At 59.5% G+C, this 26,813-nt stretch carries 19 protein-coding genes; 5 read left to right on the top strand and 14 right to left on the bottom strand.

The features are described 5' to 3' along the window. Nucleotides 1-68: 68 nt before the first annotated feature. From lon to LHW45_04605, 3 genes are read left to right on the top strand one after another with little or no spacing between them, the layout of a single operon-like run. Complete coding sequence (lon, locus tag LHW45_04615) at nt 69-2,423, top strand: endopeptidase La (GenBank protein ID MCB5284857.1); 2,355 nt, start codon at nt 69-71, stop codon at nt 2,421-2,423. Beyond that, the gene (locus LHW45_04610; GenBank protein MCB5284856.1) at nt 2,423-3,865 is read left to right on the top strand and encodes a polysaccharide deacetylase family protein; all 1,443 of its coding nucleotides are present in this window, start codon (nt 2,423-2,425) and stop codon (nt 3,863-3,865) included. The genes lon and LHW45_04610 overlap by 1 nt, the downstream gene beginning before the upstream one ends. A 13-nt stretch (nt 3,866-3,878) precedes the next feature. Next, complete coding sequence (locus tag LHW45_04605; GenBank protein MCB5284855.1) at nt 3,879-4,604, top strand: 1-acyl-sn-glycerol-3-phosphate acyltransferase; 726 nt, start codon at nt 3,879-3,881, stop codon at nt 4,602-4,604. Nucleotides 4,605-4,691: 87 nt separating this feature from the next. Here LHW45_04605 and LHW45_04600 read toward each other — a convergent pair whose 3' ends face one another. The 13 genes from LHW45_04600 to LHW45_04540 form a co-directional block, all read right to left on the bottom strand. Further along, nucleotides 4,692-6,605 carry a SpoIIE family protein phosphatase gene (locus LHW45_04600; GenBank protein MCB5284854.1) on the bottom strand — a complete coding sequence of 638 codons (1,914 nt, stop codon included), beginning with the start codon at nt 6,603-6,605 and terminating at the stop codon, nt 4,692-4,694. Next, the gene (locus LHW45_04595) at nt 6,592-7,650 is read right to left on the bottom strand and encodes an ABC transporter substrate-binding protein (GenBank protein ID MCB5284853.1); all 1,059 of its coding nucleotides are present in this window, start codon (nt 7,648-7,650) and stop codon (nt 6,592-6,594) included. The genes LHW45_04600 and LHW45_04595 overlap by 14 nt, the downstream gene beginning before the upstream one ends. Before the next feature lie 159 nt (nt 7,651-7,809). Beyond that, entirely contained in the window at nt 7,810-9,423 is a 1,614-nt protein-coding gene (locus LHW45_04590) for a CTP synthase (GenBank protein ID MCB5284852.1), read from the bottom strand. Between the two features lie 70 nt (nt 9,424-9,493). Next, nucleotides 9,494-10,738 (bottom strand): aminotransferase class III-fold pyridoxal phosphate-dependent enzyme, encoded by a 1,245-nt coding sequence (locus LHW45_04585; GenBank protein MCB5284851.1) that lies wholly within the window; start codon nt 10,736-10,738, stop codon nt 9,494-9,496. Nucleotide 10,739: 1 nt separating this feature from the next. Next, complete coding sequence (locus LHW45_04580) at nt 10,740-11,942, bottom strand: acetyl-CoA C-acetyltransferase (GenBank protein MCB5284850.1); 1,203 nt, start codon at nt 11,940-11,942, stop codon at nt 10,740-10,742. A gap of 311 nt (nt 11,943-12,253) precedes the next feature. Beyond that, a complete protein-coding gene (locus tag LHW45_04575) occupies nt 12,254-12,787 on the bottom strand; it encodes a 4Fe-4S binding protein (GenBank protein MCB5284849.1) in 534 nt (177 codons plus the stop codon). Next, nucleotides 12,784-13,572, bottom strand: a complete 789-nt coding sequence (locus LHW45_04570; protein MCB5284848.1) for a 4Fe-4S binding protein — start codon at nt 13,570-13,572, stop codon at nt 12,784-12,786. The genes LHW45_04575 and LHW45_04570 overlap by 4 nt, the downstream gene beginning before the upstream one ends. 563 nt (nt 13,573-14,135) lie before the next feature. Beyond that, nucleotides 14,136-15,509: a phosphoglucosamine mutase gene (gene glmM / locus LHW45_04565; GenBank protein ID MCB5284847.1), complete on the bottom strand. Its 1,374-nt coding sequence runs from the start codon at nt 15,507-15,509 to the stop codon at nt 14,136-14,138. Nucleotides 15,510-15,515: 6 nt separating this feature from the next. Then, nucleotides 15,516-17,327 carry a peptidylprolyl isomerase gene (locus LHW45_04560; GenBank protein ID MCB5284846.1) on the bottom strand — a complete coding sequence of 604 codons (1,812 nt, stop codon included), beginning with the start codon at nt 17,325-17,327 and terminating at the stop codon, nt 15,516-15,518. 77 nt (nt 17,328-17,404) lie between these two features. Next, nucleotides 17,405-18,493 (bottom strand): LPS export ABC transporter permease LptG, encoded by a 1,089-nt coding sequence (lptG, locus tag LHW45_04555; GenBank protein ID MCB5284845.1) that lies wholly within the window; start codon nt 18,491-18,493, stop codon nt 17,405-17,407. A gap of 7 nt (nt 18,494-18,500) precedes the next feature. Next, nucleotides 18,501-19,829 carry an LptF/LptG family permease gene (locus tag LHW45_04550; protein ID MCB5284844.1) on the bottom strand — a complete coding sequence of 443 codons (1,329 nt, stop codon included), beginning with the start codon at nt 19,827-19,829 and terminating at the stop codon, nt 18,501-18,503. Continuing rightward, nucleotides 19,826-21,814, bottom strand: coding sequence for an NAD-dependent DNA ligase LigA (gene ligA / locus LHW45_04545; protein MCB5284843.1), 1,989 nt, complete (start codon nt 21,812-21,814; stop codon nt 19,826-19,828). Before ligA ends, LHW45_04550 begins: the two co-directional genes overlap by 4 nt. Then, a complete protein-coding gene (locus LHW45_04540) occupies nt 21,811-22,608 on the bottom strand; it encodes a beta-ureidopropionase (protein ID MCB5284842.1) in 798 nt (265 codons plus the stop codon). The genes ligA and LHW45_04540 overlap by 4 nt, the downstream gene beginning before the upstream one ends. A 242-nt stretch (nt 22,609-22,850) precedes the next feature. Between LHW45_04540 and trxB the strand changes: the two genes are divergently transcribed. Then, nucleotides 22,851-23,810, top strand: coding sequence for a thioredoxin-disulfide reductase (gene trxB / locus LHW45_04535; GenBank protein ID MCB5284841.1), 960 nt, complete (start codon nt 22,851-22,853; stop codon nt 23,808-23,810). Then, nucleotides 23,797-26,400, top strand: a complete 2,604-nt coding sequence (alaS, locus tag LHW45_04530; GenBank protein MCB5284840.1) for an alanine--tRNA ligase — start codon at nt 23,797-23,799, stop codon at nt 26,398-26,400. The genes trxB and alaS overlap by 14 nt, the downstream gene beginning before the upstream one ends. A 223-nt stretch (nt 26,401-26,623) precedes the next feature. On the opposite strand, the gene LHW45_04525 is transcribed toward alaS, so the two are convergent. Next, a partial coding sequence (locus LHW45_04525; protein ID MCB5284839.1) for a hypothetical protein occupies nt 26,624-26,813 on the bottom strand: 190 nt, incomplete at its 5' end.

Raw genomic sequence — 26,813 nt, 5'->3', positions numbered from 1 at the left:
TATCCCGGCCTTGAAAACCACACCTGCCGCCGGGTATGCTTCCACCAATGATTGATCAGGAGCGCAACATGGAAGAACAAAACAACCGGATCCCCAGAACCCTGCCGGTGCTGCACATCAACAACGTGGTGATGTTTCCGCACCTGCTGATGCCGCTGGTGGTTACCGACGAGGAATCCAGGCTGGTGATCGACCACGCCTTGGCTCACGATAAAACCATGGCCTTTTTCCTGGACCGGGAAAAAACCGGTCCCAGCGACATCGGCCTGAACGAGATCGGCACAGCCGTATCCATTCTGCGCATGCTGCGCAACCAGGACGGCTCGATAAGCCTGCTTCTGCAGGGAACATCCCGCATCCGCCTGCAACGCACCGTGCAGCGTGAACCCTTCATCATGGTGGATGTGGAAACCCTGCACGAGCAAACGGTTGAGGACACCGAGATCCATGCTTTCCGCACTATCGCCATCGAGCTGATGGAAAAGATCGCCTCCGAGAGCACCATCCTGAACAACGAGATGATCGCCGGGCTCAGCAACATCAAGCAATCCGGCCGCGTGGCCGATATCATAGCGGGAAACCTGGACCTGCAGATCGAGGACCGCCAGATCATCCTGGAAACCATCGACCTGAAAAAACGCTTTAAACACCTGAACAACTGCCTGGCCGAGATGATCCGCCAGATGCGGCTGGAAAACACCATCCGCAGCAACATCCAGCTGGAAATGAGCGAAGACCAGCGCCGCTACTACCTGCGTGAGCAGATGGACGCCATCCGCAAGGAACTGGGCGAAAGCGACGAGGTGAGCAAAGAGGTCCTCAAGTGGAAAGAGCTCATCGAAAAAAACAAGCTGCCGGATTATGTGGAGGAGGTGGCCTACGAGGAGCTGGACCGCCTGGCCACCATGCAGCCAGCCGCCAGCGAATACGCCGTGCTGCGCAACTATCTGGACTGGATCGTGAACATGCCCTGGACCACCTACAGCAAGGACAGGCTGGACCTGGCCAGGATCGACAGGATCCTCACCCAAGACCATTATGGCCTGGCCAAGCCCAAGGAACGGGTGTTGGAATACATTGCCGTAAAAAAGCTGAAGGGCAGCCTCAAAGGCCCGATCCTCTGTTTCGTGGGCCCCCCCGGCACCGGCAAAACCTCGATCGGGCAATCCGTCGCCCGGGCCCTCAAGCGCAAGTTCATCCGCATGTCCCTGGGCGGCATCCATGACGAAGCTGAGATCCGCGGGCATCGCCGCACCTACATTGGCGCCATGCCCGGCAAGATCCTGATGGAGATCAAGCGCCAGGGTACGGCCAACCCCGTGTTCATGCTGGACGAGATCGACAAGCTGGGCCGCGATTTCCGCGGCGACCCCGCCTCCGCCCTGCTGGAAGTGCTCGATCCCGAACAGAATCACAGCTTTGTGGACAACTATCTGAACCTGCCTTTCGACCTTTCCGAGGTGATGTTCATCACCACCGCCAATTCGCTGGACACCATTCCTCCCGCCCTGCGCGACAGGATGGAGATCATCGAGTTCACCAGCTATCTGGAGAATGACAAAGTGCAGATCGCGCGCCATTACCTGATCCCCAAGGAAAAGGACGCCAACGGTCTGAAGGAGCACAGGATAACATTCCGCAAATCCGCGCTGCAGGAGCTTATCCGCTATTACGTGCGTGAAGCGGGGGTGCGCAATCTGCAAAGGCGGATCGGTTCCATCTACCGCAAGATCGCCCGCGAAGTGGCCGGAGACGACATCCGCGACCGGGTGATCGATGCCGCCGGCATCAAGGATTACCTGGGTCCCCGCAAATACACTCTGGAACTGGCCAACCGCAAACCCGAGGTGGGCATCGCCACCGGGCTTGCCTGGACCAGTTACGGCGGCGAGATCCTCTTTTGCGAAACCACCCGCATGCCCGGCAAGGGCGCCATCATCCTCACCGGCCTGCTGGGCGAAGTGATGAAGGAATCGGCCCGGATCGCCCTCAGCCATCTGAAGGCGAATCATCAGAAATACGGCATCGATCCCCGCGAACTGGAAAAATTCGACATTCACATCCATTTCCCCTCTGGCGCCGTGCCCAAGGATGGCCCTTCAGCCGGGATCACCCTCACCACCGCGCTGGCTTCCCTGTTCACGGGGCGCAAGGTGAAGCACGACCTGGCCATGACCGGCGAGATAACCCTCACCGGCAAGGTCCTGGGCATCGGCGGCCTCAAGGAAAAGATGCTGGCCGCCAAACGCGCCGGCATCACCCAGCTCATTCTCCCGCGTGAAAACGAGGAAACCATCAGCGATTTCACCCCGGATATTCTGGCCGGGATAAAGATCACCTGGGTGGAAAACGTGAAGGAAGTGCTGGATATGGTGTTGCTGGCCAAACCCGGCCTCAAGGCCCGCAAACCCGCCCAAAGCTGATGGACCGCTTTCCGAACATCCTCATTCTGCTCGATCTGCCGCGGGATTTCATTCCCAAGGCCGAGTTCGTGCTGAGGACGTTCTGCAACATCCTGCGTCTGCATCCCCAATTCGCTTACGGAGAGCGGATCGAAGGGGTCCACCTCTATTACGGGCCGGACCGCGAACGCTCCTATCCGGTGAAGATCCACTTCGATCCCGCCACCCCCGAATTCTTCAGCCAGCTGGAGCTCTATCCCCTGGACCGGGTGGATTTCTGCCTCTATCAGAAGGAATACATACCCTTCCTCTTCTCCCAGCCCGGCGCGATCTTTGCCATTGGGTCGCAAACCATGTCCTTCCGCAAGGACATCGTGGCCAGCGCCTTCTATTTCCTCACCTGCTGGCACGAATACATCCTCAGCCGCCATGGCGAACAGCGCGGACGCGTGGATTACCGGGAATCGCTGCAGTACCGCTGGGATTTCACGGACATCCCGGTGGTCGACGTCTATTGCCAGATGCTGCTCTACGCCATGGAACGGGCCCTGCCCCAATTCATCCGTGAGATCGTTTGGAACGAGGACAGCCGTTTTTGCATCTCGCTATCCCACGACGTGGACTACTGGAACTACTGGGCCGGCACCCAGCAGGCGGACACCCTCAAATACAACCTCCGCACCTGGTTCAAACGCCCCATCACAGCCACTTTCAAGATCCTCGGCCACACCCTGCACAAAAACCTGATCCACAATCCCCGCCGCCAGATCCGCTGGATCGTTCAAAAGGAAAGGAACCTGGGCGTAAAGGCCACCTGGTTTCTCTTTGGCAAGGACGATTTTGAGGACAAGCGGCAGAACTATATCTCCAACCCCAAGGTGCTGAGGCGGCTGAAGGAATTGCTGGCCGGCGAAGAAGTGGGATTGCACGGCAGCCCCGAATCTGCATTCAACGAGGATGTCCTCCGCGCCGAGATGGACCGGCTGGTCCGCTCGGGATTTAAGGTGCGGGGATACCGTTCCCACTATCTCCATTTCGATTATCAAAAGAGTTTCCGCATCCTCGAGAACGCCGGCATCCTCTACGATTCCACCCTCGGCTACTGGGAAAACATCGGTTTCCGCGCCGGCATCTCCTTCCCCTTCCATCCCTTCAACATCGAGGAGAACCGGCCTTTCCGCGTGCTGGAGATACCTCTCATCGTGATGGACACCACGCTCCACTCCAAAAAAGCCATGAACATGAACCCGCTGGCGGCCGGGGTCACCCTGCGCCGCTTGATCGACATGGCGGACAGGTATCAGTCCCACTTGTCCCTGCTCTGGCACAACGTGACTTTCGACCCCATCGATTTCCCCCTCTGGGCCGGGGTTTACTGGAGCACGCTGCGCCATGCCACCGACAAAGGAGGCTGGATCACCTCCCTGCACGAGATCTGGACGGAATGGACAAATTTCGATTGACCAAGGAAAAACCATGATCAACACAATCACCAGCCTTCTCTGGAAAGCCCTCTTCATCATCGTGATGCTGATCCTGCTCATCATCCTGCCCTTGCACCTGCTCGCCAAACTTTTCGTTTCCAGCAGCCGCCACCGCGTTCACAGCTGGTGGGTGGCCAGGGCCTGGGGCTGGTTCACCGTGGTCAGCACCGGCACCCGGGTGAAGGTTTCCGGCCGTGAGAACATCCCCTCAGGTGGACCAATCTGTTTCATCGGCAACCACCAAAGCTACTTCGACATTCCCACCCTGGTCGGCTTCGCGGGCTGCCCCATGGGCTTCATTGCCAAGCAGGAACTGGCCAAGGTGCCGGTGCTCAAGCAGTGGATGATCCAGCTGCCGAGCTTCTTTCTGGACCGCGACAACGCCCGCCAGGCCATCACCGTTTTCCAGGCGGCCTCCCAGGTGATGAAGGAAGGCCAGCCCATGGTCATCTTCCCCGAAGGCCTCCGCGCGGAACGGGGCAAGGTGGGCGAATTCCATCTGGGCAGCCTCAAACTCGCGCAGATGGCCGGCGCCACCATTGTGCCCTTCGCCCTCGACGGCACCTGGCGCATGATGGAGATCGACGGCAACATCCACGCCGCCAAAGTGAATTTCACCCTTCTGCCGCCTGTGAAGCCCGACGATCCCATCTATGCCGACAAGATCGCCCTCGCCAGCCATCTGAGAACTTCCATTGAGGCCTGCCTTACCGATTGAGGGGACCTCCCGCGGACTTCCCGCCTGGGATGCGGGAACTGGGCGGGCGGCGGACAGGGGGCGAAGGTGAGAGGGTAAAGGGCGGAGTCAGCTTTTCAGCGGACCCAGATATTCGATCACCAGGATGGTGGTGTCGTCACGGCTTTTTTGGGGATCGGCGAAAGCGTTGACAGCGCTGATCACGGCCTGAACGGTCCCTTCAGGAGGAGTGCCGTCGATGCCGCGCAACACTTTTTCCAGCCCGGCAGTGCCGAAGAGGTTGTCAGAGGCGTTCACGGCTTCGGTCACGCCGTCGGTGAAAACGAGGATCTTGTCACCCGGAGCGAGCTGCAGAAGCTCGGAAGTGAACTTGATATTGTCAAAAAAGCCCAGCGCGGTGGAGTGGGTGGCGGCAAATCTGCGGAACCCTCCCTGCGCGGAAAGCTGGTAGAGGGGCACGTGGCCGGCATTTGAAAACACGCAGCTGCCGCTGTTGAGATCGATGATCCCGAGGATCATGGTCACAAAGTCGGATTCCAGGTTGTTGCCCACCAAAAAGGTGTTCAGGGTGTGGAGGATTTCCTCCGGACTGTCTTTTACGGGCGAAACCGAGCGCAGCAGGGTGGTCATCATGGTCATGGTCATGGAGGCGGCCACGCCTTTTCCGATCACGTCGGCGATGGCGAAGAGGAAGTTCCCGTCATCCTTGAGGAAATAATCGTAGAGGTCGCCGCCGATCACCCCCGCGGGTTCCAGGATGCCAAAGGTTTTAAGGTTGGGCGGGAGCTTGGAGAGGTCTGAATTTTTAGGAATGAGGTTGCGCTGGATGGCAGACGCGAAGGTAACTTCGGCCATGATGCTGTTCTTTTCCTCGGTCACCTGCTGGAGGTTGTTGATATAGCCGGTGAGGGAGCCCTTCATTTTCGCGAAGTTTTCGGCGATCACCTGGATCTCGTAGGTATTCGAAGCGATCTCCGGGCCGGGCTGCAGATCACCTTCCCCGGCCAGTTTGATGGCCTCCACCAGTTCCGTGAGGGGTTGGTTCAGGGCGTGGGTGCGGTACCAGATGGTGCCGGCCAGGATCAGAAAGGCCATCACGGAAGCGATGGTGAAGATGATGGTGAGATAGCGCAGATCGGCAAAAACCTCATGGTTCGGCACCACCACCACCATGCTCCAGTGATTGGAAGGCAGGGGCCGGAAGGCGACCCAGGTATCCCTGTTGGGCTCATCCATGCGGACGCGCTCGAATCCGCTCTGGCCGCTCACGGCGTTTTTGCTGGTGCGGCGAAGGTCCTGGCGGTCATAACGGTTGGCGAGGTCAAACACGGTGTAATTCATGGCCAGGGAATCGCTGGGATGGGCCACGATGGTGCCGTTGCTGGAGATCAGGAAGGCATAGCCGGTCTTTTTCACCCGGATGGGTTGCACGATGCGGCGCAGGGTTTCCATCGGGGTGTCCAGCCTGATGATGCCCCGATATTGGCCTTTGATGGTGAGCGGCAGGGAATAGGAGCAAACCCCCTCGCCGGAACCCAGGCTGTCGAACCAGGGATCACTCCACCAGGGCCGCTGCGACAGCCAGGGGATCTGGAACCAGTCCTTGTAAAGGTAATCACTGTCTTGCGTGGGGATGCTGCGGATCTGCTGGTTTTCCAGCAGGAAGGTCTGGGTGCGTTTGGGGGAGGGGCTGTCGTAGGCCAGGCAAACCGAGATCAGCCTGGGGCTGTCGATCAGCAGGTGATGGATGTGGTGCTCCAGCTGGCCTTGGTTGTAGATGTCGTTGTTGATCACCGTTCTCAGTTCCTGGGCGATGGTCATGATGTTGGCCAGGTTCTTGTCGATCATCTGCACGTTGGCCTCGGTGAGGTTGCTGATGCTTTCTTCGGCGCTGCTGCGCATCACGTTGTAAACCAAGTGGCGGGTGATGAGAATGGTGAGCAAAAACAGCATCACCATGAAGACGAACATGAAGGAGATGAGCTGGCGCCCCAGGGGTCTGGTTTTCTTACTGGTGATCATGGGGGTAGAAAGTTTGGTAATCCACTGCTTTTGTGATGATGCCGCGCTCCATCAGGATGCGGGTTGCCAGCTCAAAGTCCTGGGGATCGAGGAAACCAAGCCGGGAGGGATCTTCCAGCACGCGGGAGCGCATGTGGTCCAGCATCCAGGCCTGATGTTCCGGATTGGCGGGCAGGTGGCTCTCCCGCAGGTAACGCAGCACCACAGCCAGGGTTTCCTGGGGATGCTGCAAGGCGTAGTTCCAGCCGGCGAGGGTGGCGGCAGTGAAATCGCGGCATTGGCGGGGGTGTCGGTCGAAAAAGGCCTGGGTGGTGTAGATGCCGTCGTCCACCAGATCGAAGCTGTAGTCCGCCAGATCGAAGACGACCAGGTCATCCTCGTCCAGGCCGGACATCAGCACGCGGTGATACTCGTTGTAGGTCATGGCGTTCATCATGTCCACGGCATCTTCCAGCAGCAGATTCACAGACCAGTCGAGGGGTATCGCTCTGATGTCCAGGTTCAGGCTTTCCAGAAAGAAGCGGGTGTGGTCGCCGCCCTCGTCCCTCCAGACGCCGATCTTTTTGCCCCGCAGATCTCCTATCGACCTGATCCCGGAGCTCTTTTTCCCCACCAGCAGGGTGGAGTTTTTCTGTGAAGTCTGGGCCAGCATCACGATGGGATTTTGGGGGTCATAATACTTGAGGGCGGTGATCAGGTTGAAGTTGGATATGTCGGTGGAACCTTCCATCAGCGACTGATATGGCGGATGGTCGCCCCCGCCGGGCAGGATCTCCACATCCAGCCCCCGGTCCTGGTAAAAACCTTTTTCTTTGGCCATGTAGGCCCCGGCGAACTGGGCCTGATGCAGCCATTTCAGCCGGTATCGCAGCTTGAAAAGCTCCGTGGGCCGCTCCGTCTCAGCCTGGGGCAGGGTTTTGCCGCTGCCCTCCGCGCCGCCATCACGCTCCCCACAGGCTGACAACAGCAACAGGAGGGCGGCCAGCCATGCCATGAACCAGATGCCGCGGGTTCGGGCCAGGGGCGGAGGCAGCAATTCGCGCATAAACAAACAAACCATTTCCCAAGCCAAGCCTGGGATCCATAATATATTTAACCAAGGCCATCCTTGTGAATGCCGGGCAGCGGGTCAAGGCATAATATGTCCAAATTGCCACAGATTTGTGGAAATAATTACACAGTTGAGGCGGAAGTCTTTACCGGTCTATTGTTTGGACCTGCCGGAAGAAAAGAGGTGGGCGGCGCGGAAAAAATCCCGGAAGAGGGGATGGGCCTTGTTCGGACGCGATTTGAATTCCGGATGGAACTGCACGCCGAGGTAAAAATCCTTCTCGGGCAGCTCCACTATCTCCACCAGCAGTCCGTCGGGCGAAAAGCCGCTCAACTTCATGCCTTTGGCGGTTAGCTTGTCCCGGTAGGCGTTGTTGAATTCAAAGCGGTGGCGGTGTCTTTCGCTGATCTTGGCACTGCCGTACACCTTTCTGGCCAGCGACCCCGGCTCCAGCTTGCAGGGAAAGGCCCCCAGGCGCATGGTGCCGCCCACCATCTTCTGGTAGAGCTGGTCTTCCATCAGGTGGATCACCGGGTGGGGCGTGTCCGCGATGAATTCCGTGCTGTTGGCGTCTTTGAGGTGGCAAACGTGGCGGGCAAATTCGATCACGGCCACCTGCATGCCCAGGCAAATGCCCAGGAAGGGGATATTGCGCGTGCGCGCGTACTCGGCGATAGCGATCTTGCCCTCGATCCCCCGCACCCCAAATCCTCCGGGGATCAGGATCCCGTCCGCGTCTTTGAGTATTTTCGCCAGGGAGGAGGGCTTGAATTTCTGCTCTGAATCCACCCACTTCACCTGCAGCTTCATGCGGTGAAAGGCCGCGGCGTGAAACAGTGCTTCCTCCACGCTTTTGTAGGCGTCCTGGTGCTTCACGTATTTGCCGCAGACGGCGATGGTGACCTTGTGTTCCCAACTGGTGCTGTTTTGCAGGAATCTGTTCCATTCGCGCAGGCGCAGGGGCTTGCAGTCCAATCCGAAGTGGCGGCAGATGATCTTGTGCAGATCGGCATTCTTGAAGGTGATGGGGCATTCGTAAACGCTTTTCACGTCGATGGCGTTGATCACGTTGGCGCGGGGAACGTTGGTGAAGAGGGCGATTTTGTCGTAGATCTCGTTTTCAAAGGGTTTTTCCGAGCGGCAGAGCAGGATTTCCGGCTGGATGCCGATCTCGCGGAGTTTGTAGGCGCTGTGTTGGGAGGGCTTGGTCTTCAGCTCGCCCGCGGCGTGGATGTAAGGGATATAGGTGAGCATCACGTAGAGGGTGTTTTGCAGGCCAAGGTCCAGCCGCAGCTGGCGCACGGCCTCCAGAAAGGGCAGGCTTTCGATGTCGCCGACGGTGCCGCCGATCTCGGTGATGATGATGTCGTAATCGGCGTCCAGCTCTTTGATCCGGCGCTTGATCTCGTCCGTCACGTGCGGGATCACCTGCACCGTCTTGCCCAGATACACGCCCTTCCTTTCGTTTTGGAGCACCGTTTCGTAGATCTGGCCGGCGGAACAGCTGGAGCGGCGGGTGAGCGCCTCATCCACAAAGCGCTCATAGTGGCCGAGGTCGAGGTCGGTCTCGGCGCCGTCGTCGGTAACGAACACCTCTCCGTGCTGGAAGGGGCTCATCGTGCCGGGGTCAACGTTCAGGTAGGGATCGAATTTTTGGGTCACCACGCGGTAGCCCATGGATTTGAGCAACAAACCTATCGACGCGGTGGCGATGCCCTTGCCCAGTGAGGATAGCACGCCGCCCATCACGAAAATGTATTTTGCCATTGGTCCTCGGTGAAGTTTGGCCCGCCGGGGCTGGCTTTGGGGGCCAATCCCGGCAGGCGGTGTTTTATGGTCAGGCCAGCTTGTTCAGCTCGGCCAGCGATTCTTTGATGGCCTGCACCGTGAAGGCCAGGTCCGCGTCGGTGTGGCGGTGGCAGATGTAGCCGTGATGGTAGGGTTGCAGGAACACGCCCCGGCGGATGAGCTGGGTGTAGAATTCCACCCGCAGCTTTTTATAGAGGCCGGTGGCGTCCTTGGGGAAGGTGATGAAGGGCATCCAGGGCGAACCGGAGAAGCGGGCCGGAATGCCTGATTCCGCCAACACTTTCTCCACATCCTCGCCGAACTTCCTGCCCTTGGCGGCCACCGCGTCCAGCACCTGATCGCGCTGGAGGATCTCGATGGTTTTCAGGGCCGCCACCTGGGCGTCGGAATTGGGGAAGAAGGTGGAGGAGAGGAAGACCTCTTTGCTGAGGACGCCCATGATCTCGCGTTTGCCCACCAGCGCGGCGATCGGATAGCCGTTGGCCATCGCCTTGCCGAAGGTGGCCAGGTCCGGCGTTACGCCGAAATATTCCTGCGCGCCGCCCAGGGAACAGCGGAAGCCGCTGCGGATCTCGTCGAAGATCAGCACGCAGCCATACTGGTCGGCCAGCCTGCGCACGCCTTCCAGATAACCCGGCTTGGGCATCTGCACTTCCGCCCCCAGGGGATGGCCCACCGGGGTCACGATGATCGCGGCCATGTCGTTGGCGTTGGCTTTCAGGATGTCTTCCAGCTGGTCGAGGTCGTTGTAGTGGAATTCGATGATGTCTTCATAGAATTTTGGCGGGATGCCGCCTTTCACTTCCACGCACCAGTCGTGCCAGCCGTGGTAGCCGCAGCGGGCCACTTTCAGCTTGCCGGTGTGGGCCCTGGCCACGCGGATGGCGATGGTGGTGGCGTCGCTGCCGGTCTTCACGATCGCGGCCATGTCGCAGCAGGGGATCACTTCTTGCAGCTTGCGCACCAGCAGGTTTTGGGTGGCCTGGGTGAGCGAGAAGCAGAAGCCTTTGTTTTTGATCTGTTCGATCACCGCGTTGTCGATCTCTTCCTCGCGGTAGCCGATGATGATGGGGCCGTAGGCGCAGAGGTAGTCGATGTATTCGTTGCCGTCCACGTCGCGGATGCGTCCGCCTTTGCCCTCGTCGAAGAAGATGGGGTATTCGCCCTCAACGAAGTTGTAGGGTCTGCGGATGCCGGCCACGCCTCCGGGCACCAGGGTTTGCGCCTCGGCGTAGAGGGCCATGCTTTTGTCCAGTTTCAGCTTGCCGGCCATGTCAGTTTCCCCTTTCCCAGAGGGAGGCGATGCCCATGCCGCCGCCGATGCAGAGCGCGGCCAGGCCTTTGCTGAGCTCGCGTTTGCGCATCTCGTGCAGCAGGGTGACGATGATGCGGGCGCCGCTGGAGCCGATGGGATGGCCCAGCGCGATGGCGCCGCCGTTCACGTTCACCTTGGCCAGATCGAGTTTGCCCACGCCTTCCAGTTCCAGGCCTTTGAACACGGCCAGGGATTGCGCGGCGAAGGCTTCGTTTAGCTCGGCCAGTTCGATGTCTTTTAGGTTCCAGCCGGTATTGGCCAGCAGCTTTTTGATCGCCGGCACCGGGCCGTAGCCCATGATGGCGGGGTCCACGCCCCCGGAGGCGTTGCCAACCAGGGTGGCGAGGATGGGCAGATCCAGTTCCCGGGCTTTCTCTTCGCTCATCAGCAGCAGCAGGGCCGCGCCGTCGTTGATCCCGGAGGAGTTGCCGGCGGTCACGCTGCCGTCGGCCTTGAAGGCGGGACGCAGCTTGGCCAGGGCTTCAACGGTGACACCTTTGCGGGGGAATTCGTCGGTGTCGATCACCAGGGGATCGCCTTTGCGCTGGGGAATGATGATCGGCACGATCTCATCCCGGAAGCGGCCTGTGTTGATGGCGATCTCGGTTTTGTTCTGGCTGGCCGTGGAGAAGAGGTCCTGTTCTTCGCGGCTGATCTGGTATTTTTCGGCCAGGTTTTCCGCCGTCACGCCCATGTGGAAGTTGTTGAAAATGTCGCTCAAACCGTCGCGGATCATCAGGTCGGTGAGGGTTTTGTCGCCCATTTTGCCGCCCCAGCGGGTGTCCATCGACACATAGGGGATCTGGCTCATGTTTTCGGTGCCGCCGGCCACCACGATGTCCGCTTCACCGGCGCCGATCATCAGCGCGCCCAGGGTGACGCTTTTCATGCCCGAGCCGCAAACCTTGTTCACGGTATAGGCTGGTGTATGGTCCGGCACGCCGCTTTTGATGGCCACCTGGCGGGCGATGTTCTGTCCGTGCCCGGCGCCGCAAACGTTGCCGAGGATCACCTCGTCGATCTGCTCGCCGATCAGGCCGGTTTCCGCGAAGATGGCTTTCATCACGGCCACGCCCAATTCCACTGCCGACACGTCCTTGAACACTCCTCCGAAACTTCCGATGGGAGTCCGTTTGGCACTTACCACAACGGTCTTTCTCATGATTTCCTCCATGTTTGTATTTTGTTTTTTCTCATTTTATTGGGGGGGCGGTTTTGGTCAACTGCAATCTGAACTGGGGGCACAGGAGCCGCAAACGTCCGCCGTGTTACAGGAGCTGCAAACGTCCGCCGCGTTACAGGAGCCGCAAACGTCCCCGTTTGCGAAACCCCGCAGGGGTTTGTCTTTTTTATTTCGGAAAGCCCGGAAGGCCACTCCCTTATCTAACAACGTTCCGTCATTCCGGGACGACGCAGTCGGGTCCGGAATGACGCGCGTTCGGGGCAGGTGGATGAGTGGTTCTGGTTGCCTGTTCACGGCCCGGAGATGGCTTTCACCGGGCAACCCTTGAATTCCGCGTTGTTGCCGTTTTTGCAGAGGCCGCAGTTGATGCATTTGGCGGGGTCGATCACCGCCTTGTCGTTCACCATCTTGATCGCGCCGGTGGGGCAATAGATGGTGCAGAGGCCGCAGCCGATGCACTTTTCAGCGTTCACCCGGTATCCAGTCTGGTTGGGAGTGCTTGACTCTAGGGGGGCTTTTGCGGGTTTGGCAGCGGGCGGGGCTGAAGGTTGTTTTTCGGTTTTCAGGGTGGCCGCGGGAGCAGCAGAAACGAAGACCGTATCCCGCACAATTTCCACGGGAGGGCAGATCCCCGCCACGCAGCGCCGGCAGCCGATGCATTTTTTCCTGTCTATCACTGCTTTTCCGCCCTGCATGGAAATGGCGTCCACAGGGCAGACCTCCACCTGCTCCTGCCGGGGAAAGATGTTCAACGCGGCCAGGATCTGCAGGGCGATCACGGCCACAAGCAGGCTGGTGATGATGATCACGGCAATGTTTTTCATTCGCGCTCCTCGCAGCAGGTGCCGGGTTTGGGGCAGCTCTCGGCGCAGATGCCGCAGTGGATGCAATTGCGGTCCTGCACGTATTCCTGTGCGGCGATGTTGATGTTCATGGGGCAGTTCAGCGAGCACAAACCGCAGTCGGTGCAGCGTTCCAGGTTTCTCCTGATCTTTTTGCGCCGGATCCCCACCGCTTCCCCCAGCCACTGGAAAACATTCATCAAAGCGGCGTAGGGACAGAGAAAGCGGCACCATTCCCGCTCTCCGAAGAGGGATCTCAGAAGCACCGCGCCCAAAACGGCCAGGCCCGGGGCGATCAGCTTCGGCAGCAGGGAAAGCGAGTAAAAGGGACAGAGCCGGATGAAGAGATAATTCAGGCCCAGCAGCGTGAGGGCTGCGGTCACCAGCAGGATCGGATATTTCAGCCAGGCCAGCCGGCGTTCCGCGTAAAAAGGGGTTCTGTGCTTCATCCGGTGGCGTTTTCCCCGCAGGGAATACAGCAGTTCCTGCGCTGTTCCCAGCGGACACAGCCAGGCGCAGAACTGGCGTCCCTGAAACATGGTGTAAACCAGCACGGCAAAGCCGAAAACGATGGCCCCCGCCATCGCCCAGCCGCCCAGCCGTAAAAAGGTTCCCCCGCTGAGCCCGAAACAGACCAGCGCGTAGGGGCAGGCCTCATGGATGCTGTGTTTTCCACCCCAAACCACCAGCGCGAGAAACCCCAGCGCCAGCGCCAAACTGGCTGTCTGAACGATCCTGCGCCTTATCTGGGTTTTGCTTTTTGGCATTGTGGCCTTCCCTGGTGTTTGTAGCCGTGAGAAGCGCTTACGGCGCTTCCACACTGGTATCCTCTTCTTTCCACGCCTGCCTTCTGTCAATGAAAAAGTCCGCGGCCGGGCAGGCAGGGTGATGTTCCGGCCCAGCAGGCGGGGCAATGTTCCGGCTAGGTACTCGCATTTTCATACGGATTCACGGATTGCACGGATTTACGGATTTAAACATCCTCCGCCACGCCGCAAACGCACGTCATTCCGGTCTTCACCCGTCGGGGTCCTCGCCGGACAACTTGTTGGCCGGTGGGGTGAATCGAATCCAGAAACCATCCCCCACCAAGTCCCAGAGTGTCATTCCGGGGTAGTCGCGCCAGCGACTGGGGCCCCCGACGGATCTCCGGCGCTGAAGCACCTGCGTCCGGAATGACGTGGGTTTAGGGAAGGGAGGGGGATGTTCTGCTGCAGTCGATGCTCGTGACTCGCTTAACTCGAGCAAGGTTCGACTCCAGTATGGTTTTTTTGAATGACGCGTGGGTTGGGCTTGGTTTGGGAAAGGATCCCCGGCCGGGAGTAACTTATTAAACGCTGAGTTTGGCGATGAGGTCCTGGCAGAGTTGGGTGGAGCGTTCCAGGGAGGGGCTTTCCACGTAGATCCGGATGATGGGTTCGGTGCCGCTTTTGCGCACGTGGATCCAGTGGTCCGGGGCGGTGGCTTTGACGCCGTCGCGCTGGTCGAGTTCGTAGGCTGCCAAAAGGCCGGGGAGGCTGGCCATGGCCGCGTCCATGCGTTCAGGCGGCAGTTCAAGCCTGCCTTTGGCAAAGTAGAAGCGGGGCAGATCATCCACCATTTGGGAAACGGTTTTGCCGCTTTCGGCCAGCAAACCGAGGATGAGGGCCATGCCGGCGACGGCGTCGCGGGTGTAGTTCACTTCGGGGCAGATGATGCCGCCGTTGCCTTCGCCGCCCACGGGGGACTTCAGTTCCCGCATGAGCTTGCCCACGTTGATCTCGCCCACTTTGGCGCGGTGGACCTGCACTCCGAAACGGGTGGCAATGTGGTCTGAAAGCATGGAGGAGGAAAGGTTGACAACGATGGGGCCGGGGTTTTTGGGCAGGATGAAGAGTTCCGCGAGGGCCACGGAGTATTCCTCACCGATGCAAGCGCCATGTTCGTCCACGATGGACAGGCGGTCCACGTCGGGATCGGTGGCGAAGCCGAGGTCGGCCCTGTTTTTGCGAACCTCTTCCTCGAGCTGGGCCAGGTTCGCGTTCAGGGGTTCGGCGGGATGGGCGAAAACGCCGGTGGGGGCGGAATTGATGGCGATGACCTCGCAGCCCAGGGCTTTGAGCAGCAGGGGCGAAATGAGGCCGCCGGCTCCGTTCACGGAATCGATGACAACCTTGAATTTGCGGGCGCGGATCCGGTCCAGATCCAGCCAGGGAATGCCCAAAACCTTGTCCAGGTGATGGGCGGTGCCCTGCGTGTCCCCGCTCAGCAGGCCCATGTCCTGCCAGCCGTTCCAAGCCACAGGTTCCGCCACCGAGCTCAGGAAAGCGGCGGCTTTTTCGGCGGCCAGGAACATGCCGTCGCCGTCCACGAATTTGAGGGCGTTCCACTGAGGGGGGTTGTGGGAGGCGGTGATGCTGATCCCGCCTTGGGCGGAGTGTTTCAGCACATTCAAAAGCACGGTGGGGGTGGCCACGATGCCCAGGTCGATAACGTCGCAGCCCACGCTGAGCAGGGCGGCCGTCACAGAGTTCAGCATGGCCACGCCGGTGGTGCGGGAATCCCTGCCCACCACGATCCTGGGTTTGGAGCCGCGGGCGGGGGAGAGAGAATTTTGGGAAATGAAGCTTCCGAAGCGTGCCGCGTAGCGCAGAACGACTTCGGGGCCCAGGGTGTCGCCAAAGACTCCCCGGACCCCGCTAACGCCGGTCATCAACTTGCTCATGGGCTTTTAATAACCGTATATATACCTGTTGTCAACTATCTTGGCATCCTTGCGGAGCTGCTGGAACCAACGGTTGAAGGCGGCTTCTTCCAGCCTGTCGCGGAGCTCTTCCTGCTTGGCTTTGTCGAAGGCCTGCAGGTTCGGTTTGTTGCGGCTTTCGGCCAGGATGAGGAAGGGGCCTTCCTTGGTGGTGATGAGGGTTGACCAGGCCCCGGAATTGAGGGCGAGGGCGGCTTTGTCGAAATCGTCCATCTGGGCGTTCACGGGAGCGGCCAGGCGGGATTTGGCTTTGTGGTCTTTCAGGTCGATCACTTTCCAGCCTTCCTGCACGGCGGCGGTGAGGTAGTTTTCCTTGGCCACGCGCTTCACGAAGTTTTCGGCCTTGGCCTTCACGTGGGCGATCTTTTTCTGCTTCTCGAGGTCGAATTTGATCTGGAGTTTTTTCTCGGCGAAATCCTCGTAATAGACTTTCTTGTTGTCGGTGATCTGGGCGATCACATAGCTGTCTTCGCCGTTGATCTTCATCAGATAGGGATCGGAGACCTTGCCGGCCTTTTTGGATTTCATGAACTGGTAGAGGCCTCCGTGCTCGCCGAAACCTTCCATCTGGGGATTGTCGTGGGCCAGCCAGCGCGAAGTGGTTACTTCCAGCTTCAGTGCTTTGGCCGCCTTGTCGATGCCCTGTTTGGAGATCAGTTTGGCGGCGTCTTTGGCCTGGTCCCGCAGGTCGTTGCGGGTGGATTCGGTGGTGTTCACCTTGAAGAGGATGTGGCTGGCGGAAAGCTCTTCCTGTCCGGCCGGGGCGGGGAAGATGGTGTCGCAGCGAACGATGTGCCAGCCGAACTGGGTTTTGAAGGGCTTGGAGATCTGGCCGGCCTTGAGGGCAAAGGCCACCTTATCGAATTCGGGGACCATCTGGCCGCGCTTGAACCTGCCCAGGGAGCCGCCCCTTTCGGCAGAGCCGGGGTCCTCGGAATATTCGAGGGCCAGGTCGGCGAAATTCTGGGCGTCGCGCACCAGCCGGTTGTAGATCTCATCGATCTCCAGCTTCACGTCGTTGTAATCCTGGTCGGAGGGTTTGATGGGGATGGTGACGTATTTGAGGCGCGAGGCGGGGCCTTTCTTGAATTCCTTGTCCTTGTTGGCTTCGTAATATTTTTTCACCTCGGCGTCGGTAACCTTCACCGCGGAGCTGTCGGCCAGGTTGAAATCGAACCAGACGGCCTTGCCGGTTACGCTGTCCGAATCCTTGATGTATTCGGCCTTGAGGCTGTCGGCGGTGATCTTGGCTTCTTTGCGGATCTTGTCCTGCAGCTTCTTTTTGGGCAGATATTCCTGCATGCTCTGATACATGGCGGCGCGGAGCTCGTAGTTGTTGTTCAGGGCCGCGAAGTATTTGCTCTTGTCGAACCTGCCGTTGGTTTGCAGGTTGGGGTTTTGCTGCAGTTCCGGCGGGATCTCGTTTTCCATGGCGTTCTTGATCTCGGTTTCGGAAACCTTGATCTTGTGTTTCTTGATCTGCTGCTGCCAGATGGCGTTGTCCACAAGCTCCTGCCAGGCAGTGTTGTAAACATAGGTCATCATGGTCTCGTCCACGGTCTGGCCCTGATTCTCATAGCGCTGGACCACTTCCTGGACCTTGGCGTTGAATTCCTGCGGGCTGATCGTGGTTCCGTTCACCTTGCCCAGGTATTTTCCTCGGAACGATTCCATCAGCTGTTCCCCGCCGAAGATGCCGCCGGCACCCAGGCTGAGGATGAAGGCCGCGGCCACGATGTAAACGATCATTTTTTGGTTTTTTCTAAGGCTGTCGAGCATTTATCTCCTCCCATGATGGGTAAAATTCGGTTTGAAAAGCCAATATTTTCAGAGGCTGTTTTTCTACAAGGTTTTTTTTAGATCTCGGCTTTGCGGAGGAAGGCCAGGCCCAGCAAAGTGAAGAACAAATTGGGCAGCCAGGCGGCCCAGACGGGCGGGATGACGCCGCTGTAGCCCAGGCTTTGCACCACGCGCACCATGATCAGGTAGAGGAAGCAGACCACCAGGCCCAGCAGGAACACCAGGCCGCGGCTTTTGGAGCGGGTGTTGGAAGTGGCCACGGGGATGAAGAAGAAGATCACGATCAGGTTCGTGAGGGGGAAGGCCAGCTTCATGTGCAGGTCCACCGTCTCGCGGTTGGCGGGCTCGCCCATCTTGTTCAGCCGGGCGATGTAGTCCCGCAGCTCGGGGAAGGTGAGGGAGAGCGTTTTTTTGGTGATGCGCACGAAATCCTCGGGCTTCACCTCCAGCAGGGGCAGGGTGGTGCTGGGGTAATAGGCGTGGTAGGTCTGTTTGCCTTTGTCGAAGCGCCGGATCTCGCAATCCTGCAGCAGCCAGCGGTCTTTCTGCCAAACGGCGGAGGAGGCCGTCACCCGCTCGGCGATCTCTTTGTCCTTGGGGTCGAGCTTGGTGAGGTCGATCACGCGGATGGTGTTTTGATAGCCATCGAAGAAGGCGAAATAGTAAAAGTCGTTTTTAGTGCCCTGATAGTGCACCCTGGCCTTGAGCAGGTTGTCCTCCGCCTGCGCGCCCTGGATCTTCACGTCGTAAACGTAGTTGCGCGTTTTTTCCGCCCAGGGCAGCACATATTCCCCAAAGACCGCCACTCCGAGGCTGATCAGCAGGCCCAGGGCAAAGAGGGGCAGCATCGCGCGGGTGACGCTAACCCCGGCGGCGCGGATGGCCACGCTTTCGTTGTGCCTGGCCAGGGAATTCATCAGGAACAGCCCTGTGATGAGCATTGTGACGGGAGAGGTGAGCACGATCAGATAGGGCAGGCGCAGCAGATAATACAGGATGGCCAGCTGGAGCGTGGCGCCGCTGCGCATGAGGGGGGCAAGGTTGTCGATCACGTCGATGACGATGAAGACCACGGAGAAGGAGAGGAAGACGATCAGATAGGTCTTCAGGAATTCCCGGATCAAATAACGGTCGAGCACGCGCATGTTCGCCTCAGTGGATCAGCTCGTCGGGAGCGTTTTGCAGCTTCACCTTGCGGTGGGAAAGCCGCCAGCTGAGCAGGTTGAGGTTGACAAGGTGTTTTTCCCGCAGGGAAAGGAAGATGAGCAGGGCCCCCAGGACAATGAACACGATGTTGGTGAGCCACATGGAAAGGAAGGGGCTCATCAGGGCGCGGTCCGCCAGCTCTTCTCCGCCGGTGAGGGCCACGTAGTAGATGAGGAAGATCACGCTGGACACCGAAAAGGCCATGCCGATGCCGCTGGTGCGGGTCATCAGGCCCAGGGGGATGCCCACCAGCACAAAGATGACGATGGCGAAGGAGAGGGCGAATTTCTTGTGGTACTCCACCTGCAGCGAGCGCAGGTTTTCGTTGATCTGCCTCTGTTGGTCCTCCGCCTGGGTCTTCATGATGCCCAGGCGCCTCTGTTCCACGCCGCTGGCGTAGTCTTTGGGCCTGCCTTCCAGCTCTTGCAGGCGCCGGGACAGGTTGCCCAGTTCCCTGTCTTTGTCCGCCAGCTCGGACGATTTGGCCCGGATGCCCGCCATCAGCTGGGGATAGGTCATTTCCCGGTCGCTGCGGTAAGCGCTGTCCGCGAAATCCAGGTTTGTGGCCAGGTCCCTGATATACACGGAAAAGGTTTCGAAGCGCCGCAGCTGGTATTTGCCCTGTTCCCGTTCGTTGCGTTCGTGCATTTCGCCGCTGTGGAGGATGATCTGGAGGCTGTTGCCGTTGTCCAGCTGCACCACCTCGCCGGTTTCGGCCATGATCACGCGGGGCAGCTTGGTCTGGCTGCGGTCGTAGATCAGCACGTCGCGCAGCTCGTTGTTCTGGTTGTCCTTCACGAAGATGGTGTAATCCGTGAGGGTGGTGAAGGCGTTGGGTTTGATGATGGTCATGGGCCGGTAGTAGGCGATCTTGACGGTGAGGTTCTTCAGCTTGTGGTTGGCGTTGGGCAGAAAATAGTGGTTGAACCAGGCCATCACCCCGGTGAGCAGCAGGGCTGTGAGCATCAGCGGCCCCAGCAGGCGGTAGAGATTGATGCCGCTGGATTTCATGGCAATGGTTTCGCGGTCCACGGTCATGCGCCCGAAAGCCAGGATGGTGGCCACCAGCACGGCCATGGGGATGGAAAGCGCGACCATGTAGGGCAAGGAAAGCCCGAAGAGCTGCAGCACCGTGTTGGCGTCCAGCTTCTTCTCGATGATCAGGTCCAGCAGATCGATCACGCGGTCGATCAGCAGCACGAAGGTGACCACCAGCAGCGACAGGAAAAATGGCGCGACATGTTCCCGAAGAATGTAGCGCGAGAGGATCTTCATCGGCCGATCAGCTCCAGGAGTTCGTTTTCACTGATGATTTGGATGGAGGGTATCTTCTGGGCCTTGGCCAGTTTGGAGCCGGGTTTGGCGCCCACCACCAGATAGTCCAGGCCGGCGCTCACGCCGCTCACGATGCGGCCGCCGTGGCTGCGGATGATTTCTTCCATGGCCTTGCGGTCGTGGTTTTCCAGGCTGCCCGTAAGCAGAAAGGTCTTGCCGGCCAGGCTTTCCGACTCGCGCCGCTGCTCGAAACTGAAGCGCAGGCCCTGGGCACGCAGTTTTTGCACCAGCTCCAGATTGGCGGGGTTGCCGGACCAGGCTTTGAGCGCGAGGGCGATCTTGGCCCCAACTTCCGGCACCTGGGCCAGGGTGTCCTCGCCGGCCCGCAGCAGTGCGTCGATATTGCCAAAATACTCTGCCAGATGGCGCGCCGTGACGGAGCCCACATAGCGGATGCCGAGGGCGAAGAGCAGCCGATCGAAATTCCTGGTTTTACTGGCCTCGATGGAGTTTTTGAGGTTGGCGGCGGATTTAGCGCCAAAGCGGTCCAGCTGGGCGAGAGCCTCATAATCCAGCTGAAAGATGTCCTCCAGCCCTCTGATCATTTCTTTCTCCAGCATTCTGGCGATCAGGCTGGCGCCCAGGCCGCCGATGTCCATGGCGTCGCGGGAGGCAAAGTGCTCGATGCGGCGCTGCAACTGGGCGGGGCAGGAAGCGTTCGGGCAATAGCTGATGGCGCCTTCCTCGTCCCGCTCGAGCCGGCTGGCGCAGACCGGGCAGTTGTCGGGAAAGCCCACCGGAAAGGCGTTTGGAGGCCTATTGGCCGCTACGGCTTCCAGGATCTTGGGAATGATCTCGCCGGATTTGATGATGCGTACGGCATCTCCCAGATGGAGGTCCAGCCGTTTGATCTCATCCTCGTTGTGCAAAGTGGCGCGCGAGACGGTGCTGCCGGAGATGTAAACCGGCTCCAGAATGGCCACCGGGGTCACCGCGCCGGTGCGTCCCACCTGGTATTGCACCTCCAGCAGGCGGGTTTCCTTTTCCTCCGGTTTGAATTTGAAGGCCACCGCCCATTTGGGGCTTTTAGCGGTGTAGCCCAAACGCTTTTGCAGCGCCAGTTCGTCCACCTTCACCACCACTCCGTCGATCTCGTAGGGCAGGCTGTAACGCTCATTTTCCCAGCGATCGCAAAATTCCCTCACCTCGGCATAACTGGCGCAAACCCTGAACTGGCCTGCCGTGGGAAATCCCAGCCCAGCCAGCCAGGCCAGCAGTTCGGATTGCCTTTGCGCGGGCAGCCCCGGGCTGTGGCCCACGCTGTAAAAGATGGCGTTCAGATGGCGCTTTTTCACCTCTCCGGGGTCCTTGAGCTTGATGGAGCCGGCCGCGGCGTTGCGGGGATTGGCGAACAGCTTTTCCTCGTTGGCGGTGCGTTCCTCGTTGAGCTTCAAAAAATCAGCCACCGGGATGTAGATCTCACCCCGGATCTCGATGGGGGAGAGGTGCCGGATCCTGTCTGGAATGGCGCTTAGGGTGCGGATGTTGGTGGTCACAACCTCGCCGGTGACTCCATCGCCCCGGGTGGTGGCGTAGCGCAACTCGCCGCCTTCGTAAAAGAGGTTGATGGAAAAGCCGTCGATCTTGAGCTCTGTGGTCAGGTCAGGAAAGAAACCCAGTTCGGAGGCCAGTTTGGCGCACCACTGCTCCAGTTCCTCGGCGGAATAGCTGTTTTCCAGGCTGTACATCCTCTGCAGATGGGCAATGGTCTCCGCTCCCGGCCGCAGGTCGCTGCCCACCCTCTCCAGGGGCGATTCGCCGCGCTCATCCCCTTCCAGCCTTGCTTCCAGCTCTTTCAGCCGCAGCACCAGCTGGTCGTAGTCGTAATCGCTGATGGAGGGATTGGCCAGCTCGTAGTAAAGCAGGTTGTGGCGCTCGATCTCGGCCCGCAGCCGCTCCATTTCCTGTTTCAGTTCGTCATTCATGGTTCGTAGAGGGCTGGGCGCCGGTCAGTGAAAGCATTGTTCAGCGGCGTCACCTGCTTGTCCAGAGCGAGGTCCGGGTCGATCTCGCAGGTGCGCACCCCGGTTTCGCTCTCGTTCATCCGGACAAGGATCTCGCCCTTGGTGCCCAGGATCTGGCTCTGGCCGGTGAAATCGAGGCTTACATCCCCATTGCTTTCCTCACCGGTGCGGTTCGAGGTGATGGTAAAGACCCGGTTTTCCAAACTTCTGGTGATCATTGCCTGCTGGCACCAGGGAAGAACCAGGTTCGAGGGATGGCAGATGATCTGCGCGCCTCTCAGGGCCAGGGTCCGCGCCGCTTCGGGAAACTGCCAGTCGAAGCAGACCATCATCCCCACCCGCACATCCTGTTTGGCGGCAAACACGTTGAGGCCGGTGTCGCCGGGGGTGAAAAAGAGTTTTTCGCGGTTGAAGAGGTGGGTTTTCCGGTAAACGTGGTAACTACCGTCAGGATTGATCAGGGCCGCGGAGTTGTAAAACCTGTCCCCGCTGCGTTCGGCAAAGCCGTACACGATGCTGAACTTGTTTTCCCGAGCCAAGTTGCCGAAGGTTCCAAAAGCCGCTCCGGAAGGCACTTCCTCGCTTACGGAGGCCACTTCCTCGCGGGAGAGGAACACATATCCGGAGGCGCAAAGCTCCGGCAGCACCACCAGATCGGTCTCCAATCCGCTCAGCAGCCGCGTCAGCCGCTCCAGATTGTCCCTCGGGTCCAGCAGGCGCGGCTCATACTGCAGCACGGAAACGCGGTAATTCATGCCTGTCCCCTTCTGGGGGCCGCATCTGAATGGCGTTTCCTTCCCGCCTTCGCCGCCTCGCATATCAAAACCGGCAAGCTCATTCCATTGCTCCCAAATTTGTGTTTTTTTCCACAAAACCTCCCTCCGCCTATTCGGTCAAGTTCTTTTCGGCGATGGCCGCCCCCGATAATTTTCTTGACGGAGGAGGGCGGTTCAAAACACACGTATATATCTGAGAATTTTCACCAATGAGGTACTAAATGAACTACGATGTATTGATAATCGGCGGCGGACCCGCCGGGCTGAGCGCGGCCATCTACGCGGCCCGCGGCGGACTCAAGACCGGTCTGTTTGAAAAAGGGATCATCGGTGGCCAGATCAACGTGACCGACGAAGTGGAGAACTATCCCGGCTTTCCCGAGCCGCTTTCCGGCTTTGACCTCACCGATAAAATGCGCCAGCAGGCCGAGCGCTTCCAAACCCGCTTCATCGATGAAGAGGTGACCGCCATTGGCCTGGAAGGGCTTTGCAAGATCATCGAGACCCGCGAAAACAGCTACCGCGCCAAAGCCCTCATAGTTTGCACCGGCGCCCATCCCAGGCTGCTCAACGTGCCCGGAGAAGAGCGCTTCACCGGCCGCGGCGTTTCCTACTGCGCCACCTGCGACGGCGCGCTCTACCGCGACAAGGTGGTGGCCGTGGTCGGCGGCGGCGATTCCGCCATTGAGGAGGGGCTTTTCCTCACCCGCTTTGCCAAAAAAGTGATCGTGATCCACCGCCGCGACGAGCTGCGCGCCCAGAAGATCATCCAGGAACGCGCCTTCAACAACCCCAAGATGGAATTCATCTGGGATACGGTGGTGCAGGAGATCCACGGCGACGGCAAGATCGAAAAGCTGGAGCTGGTGAACCGCAAAACCAACGCCATTTCCTTCATTCCCGTGGACGGGATCTTCATCTACGTGGGCATTTTGCCCAACTGCGAGCTGTTTGAATCGCGCCTGAAACTGGACGGCGGCGGCTTCGTGATCACCGACGACCACATGCACACCAACGTCCCCGGCATCTACGCCGCCGGCGACATCCGCAGCACCGTGCTGCGCCAGGTTGTAACCGCCACCAGCGACGGCGCCGTGGCCGCCTGGAGCGCCGAAAAATGGATCATCGAAAACTATGACCAGATCGAGGGACTGGGAGAAACGCCAAGTGCCGACAAGTAAAGAGATCCGCCAGGCCTTCATCGACTTCTTCCTGGAGCGGGGCCACCAGTTCGTCCCCTCCTCGCCCGTGATCCCGGAGGACGATCCCACCCTGCTGTTCGCCAATGCCGGCATGAACCAGTTCAAGAACGTTTTCCTGGGCCTGAAGGATGCCGAGGCCAAACGCGCGGTGAACAGCCAGAAATGCATCCGCGCCGGCGGCAAACACAACGACCTCGAGGAAGTGGGCCGGGACGGCTATCACCACACCTTTTTCGAAATGCTGGGCAACTGGTCCTTCGGCGACTACTACAAAAAAGAGGCCATCCTCTGGGCCTGGGAACTGCTAACCGGCGTCTGGCAACTGCCCAAGGCCAAGCTTTACGCCACGGTGCACGAGAGCGACCAGGAGGCCTTCGAGCTCTGGAGATCCGTCACCGATATCGATCCCGCCCACATATCCTATCAGGGCGACAAGGACAATTTCTGGGAAATGGGGGATACCGGCCCCTGCGGACCCTGCAGCGAGATCCACATCGACCGCGGCCCGGACCACTGTTCCCAACAGGGCTTGGAAGGCCACGTCTGTGAGATCTGCGGCGACTGCGGCCGCTACATCGAGCTCTGGAACCTGGTTTTCATCCAGTACAACCGCGAGGCGGACCGCTCCCTCACCCCCCTGAAGAACAAATACGTGGATACCGGGGCCGGCTTCGAGCGCCTCGTGCAGGTGCTGCAGTCAAAGCACAGCAACTACGAAACCGACCTTTTCCTGCCCATCATCGAGCGTGTGGCCGAACTCAGCGGAGTGCCTTATACCCCTGAGACCGGAACCTCGCACCGTGTGATCGCGGACCACGTGCGCTGCCTCTGCTTTGCCCTCGCCGACGGCGGCTTCCCCTCAAACGAAGGCCGCGGCTACGTTCTGCGCCGCATCCTGCGCCGCGCCGCCCGCCACGGGCGCCTGCTGGGCTTTGCCGAACCCTTCATGTTCCATCTGGTGGACAGCGTTACCGCCATCATGGGCCACCACTTTCCCGAGCTGGCGGGCAAGGAAGCCTATATCCGCATGGTGATCAAGGCCGAGGAGGAACGCTTCACCGCCGCCCTGGACAAGGGTTTGGAGCAGCTCGACGAGATCTGCGCCCGCCTCGACGGCGACCTCATCCCCGGCAAAGATGCCTTCATGCTTTACGACACCTACGGCTTTCCGCTCGATCTCACGCTGATCCTGGCTTCCGAAAAGAATTTCCGGGTGGATACCCGCGGCTTCGAGGAAGAGATGGAAGCCCAGCGCGCCCGGGCCCGGAAAAGCTCCAAATTCTCCCTGGCAGCGGATTCCGCGGATTGGGTCGAACTGGAACCCTCGTCTCCAACGGTGTTCCTGGGCTATGAGGAACACTCCGCCACCGCCCACATCCAGCGTTACCGCGTCAGCGAAGACGGCTTCCTGCACCTGCAGCTGGACCGCAGCCCCTTCTACGCCGAATCCGGGGGCCAGCTGGCCGACACCGGCCGCATCCACAATTCCGGCTTTGAGATGCGGGTGAGCCAGGTGAAAAAGAACGACGACCGTTTCATCCACATCGGCGCCCTCATCAGCGGGGCCGTGAATCACGATCCCGTCACCGCGGAGATCGATCTGCCCCGGCGCCAGGACATCATGCGCAACCACACCGCCACCCATCTGCTCCACAAAGCCCTGCGCGCCGTTTTGGGCGAACACGTGCAGCAGAAGGGCTCGCTGGTGGGCCCTGATCATCTGCGCTTCGATTTCACTCACATGCAGGCCCTGTCTCCCACCCAGGCCAATTCCATCGAAAACATCGTCAACGCCGCCATCCGCGACAACCGCCCCGTGTCGGTGGAAGTGAAAAGCATCGCCGAGGCCCGCTCTGAAGGCGCGATCGCCCTGTTCGGGGAAAAATACGCCGAGCGGGTGCGCGTGGTGAGTGTGGCCGGCTTTTCCAAAGAACTCTGCGGCGGCACCCACGTCGCCGCCAGCGGGGAAATCGGCTTTTTCAAGATCATCTCCGAAAGCTCTTCCGCCGCCGGGATCAGGCGCATCGAAGCTCTCACCGGCCGTGCCGCGGAACAGTTTGTGCTGGGGCTCCAGCACCATCTGGCCCTGCTGGCCGAAAAGCTCCACGTTCCCGAAAAGATGCTGGACACCAAGCTCGAAGCCCTGCAAAACCGGGTGCTGGAACTGGAACAGCAGCTCAAACGGCTGGACGCCCAACAGTGCGGGGCCGAGGCCGCGGAACTGATCCGCGGGACCCTGGACCTGGGAGATTTCAAGCTGCTCAGCGTGAAGCTCGATGCCGATGCCGCCAAACTTCGCGAACTGGGCGATTCCCTCAAAGACCATGCCGCCGACGCCATCGCTCTGCTCTTCTCCGTGTCCGCGGGCAAGGTGACCCTGCTCTGCGTGGTGGGGGAGGCCCTGCGGCCCAAATTCCACGCCGGAAACATCGTGAAAGCGGTTTCCGCCCGGCTGGAAGGAAAGGGTGGAGGCCGGCCAGATTCCGCCATGGGTGGCGGCAGCCGGCCCGAATTGCTCGACTCTGTGATCGCCGACCTGCCTCAGATCATCCGCTCCGCTTCCCAGTAGTATCCGCTGTTGTCAGCAAGCGTCCTGGCTGGGAAAACGAACCAGGCATGACCAGCAGCGCCGATACGAACCGAGTTTGTTCTGGCAATCTCTGAAGGCATTGACCATGAGGCCTGGTTTCCGGGGTCCCTGAATCCAGGCCTTGCGGGAACAGCCAGCCAAAACGCAAAAATCAAAAAATCAACCTCCCATTCCAGCCAGGGCTCCAAATATCAATACGGTATCAATACGGAATCATTACGGATGAAATCCGTATTGATTCCGTATTGATACCGTATTGATATTGCAGGCTGCTGACAAAGGCCGTTTTTTCAGAACGGATTTGGACAAAACATTGAAGAATCCAGAAGATCAGCCAGGAAAGTACCGGAATTTCGGGATTATTTGCATAAATGACCGCAGATGGCAAAGAA

Source organism: Candidatus Cloacimonadota bacterium (assembly GCA_020532085.1).
GTDB lineage: Bacteria > Cloacimonadota > Cloacimonadia > Cloacimonadales > Cloacimonadaceae > Syntrophosphaera.
The sequence above is the reverse complement of the archived record's forward strand: the minus strand, read 5'-3'. Positions and strand labels throughout refer to the sequence as shown.

Excerpts from the sequence above, each read along its gene's own strand:
- LHW45_04560 (MCB5284846.1), bottom strand. The coding sequence starts at position 17,327 with ATGCTCGACAGCCTTAGAAAAAACCAAAAAATGATCGTTTACATCGTG.
- ligA (MCB5284843.1), bottom strand. The coding sequence starts at position 21,814 with ATGAATGACGAACTGAAACAGGAAATGGAGCGGCTGCGGGCCGAGATC.
- LHW45_04590 (MCB5284852.1), bottom strand. The coding sequence starts at position 9,423 with ATGGCAAAATACATTTTCGTGATGGGCGGCGTGCTATCCTCACTGGGC.
- lon (MCB5284857.1), top strand. The coding sequence starts at position 69 with ATGGAAGAACAAAACAACCGGATCCCCAGAACCCTGCCGGTGCTGCAC.
- lptG (MCB5284845.1), bottom strand. The coding sequence starts at position 18,493 with ATGCGCGTGCTCGACCGTTATTTGATCCGGGAATTCCTGAAGACCTAT.
- LHW45_04575 (MCB5284849.1), bottom strand. The coding sequence starts at position 12,787 with ATGAAAAACATTGCCGTGATCATCATCACCAGCCTGCTTGTGGCCGTG.
- LHW45_04610 (MCB5284856.1), top strand. The coding sequence starts at position 2,423 with ATGGACCGCTTTCCGAACATCCTCATTCTGCTCGATCTGCCGCGGGAT.
- LHW45_04550 (MCB5284844.1), bottom strand. The coding sequence starts at position 19,829 with ATGAAGATCCTCTCGCGCTACATTCTTCGGGAACATGTCGCGCCATTT.
- LHW45_04585 (MCB5284851.1), bottom strand. The coding sequence starts at position 10,738 with ATGGCCGGCAAGCTGAAACTGGACAAAAGCATGGCCCTCTACGCCGAG.
- LHW45_04540 (MCB5284842.1), bottom strand. The coding sequence starts at position 22,608 with ATGAATTACCGCGTTTCCGTGCTGCAGTATGAGCCGCGCCTGCTGGAC.
- glmM (MCB5284847.1), bottom strand. The coding sequence starts at position 15,509 with ATGAGCAAGTTGATGACCGGCGTTAGCGGGGTCCGGGGAGTCTTTGGC.
- LHW45_04605 (MCB5284855.1), top strand. The coding sequence starts at position 3,879 with ATGATCAACACAATCACCAGCCTTCTCTGGAAAGCCCTCTTCATCATC.
- LHW45_04600 (MCB5284854.1), bottom strand. The coding sequence starts at position 6,605 with ATGATCACCAGTAAGAAAACCAGACCCCTGGGGCGCCAGCTCATCTCC.
- LHW45_04580 (MCB5284850.1), bottom strand. The coding sequence starts at position 11,942 with ATGAGAAAGACCGTTGTGGTAAGTGCCAAACGGACTCCCATCGGAAGT.
- LHW45_04595 (MCB5284853.1), bottom strand. The coding sequence starts at position 7,650 with ATGCGCGAATTGCTGCCTCCGCCCCTGGCCCGAACCCGCGGCATCTGG.
- trxB (MCB5284841.1), top strand. The coding sequence starts at position 22,851 with ATGAACTACGATGTATTGATAATCGGCGGCGGACCCGCCGGGCTGAGC.
- LHW45_04570 (MCB5284848.1), bottom strand. The coding sequence starts at position 13,572 with ATGCCAAAAAGCAAAACCCAGATAAGGCGCAGGATCGTTCAGACAGCC.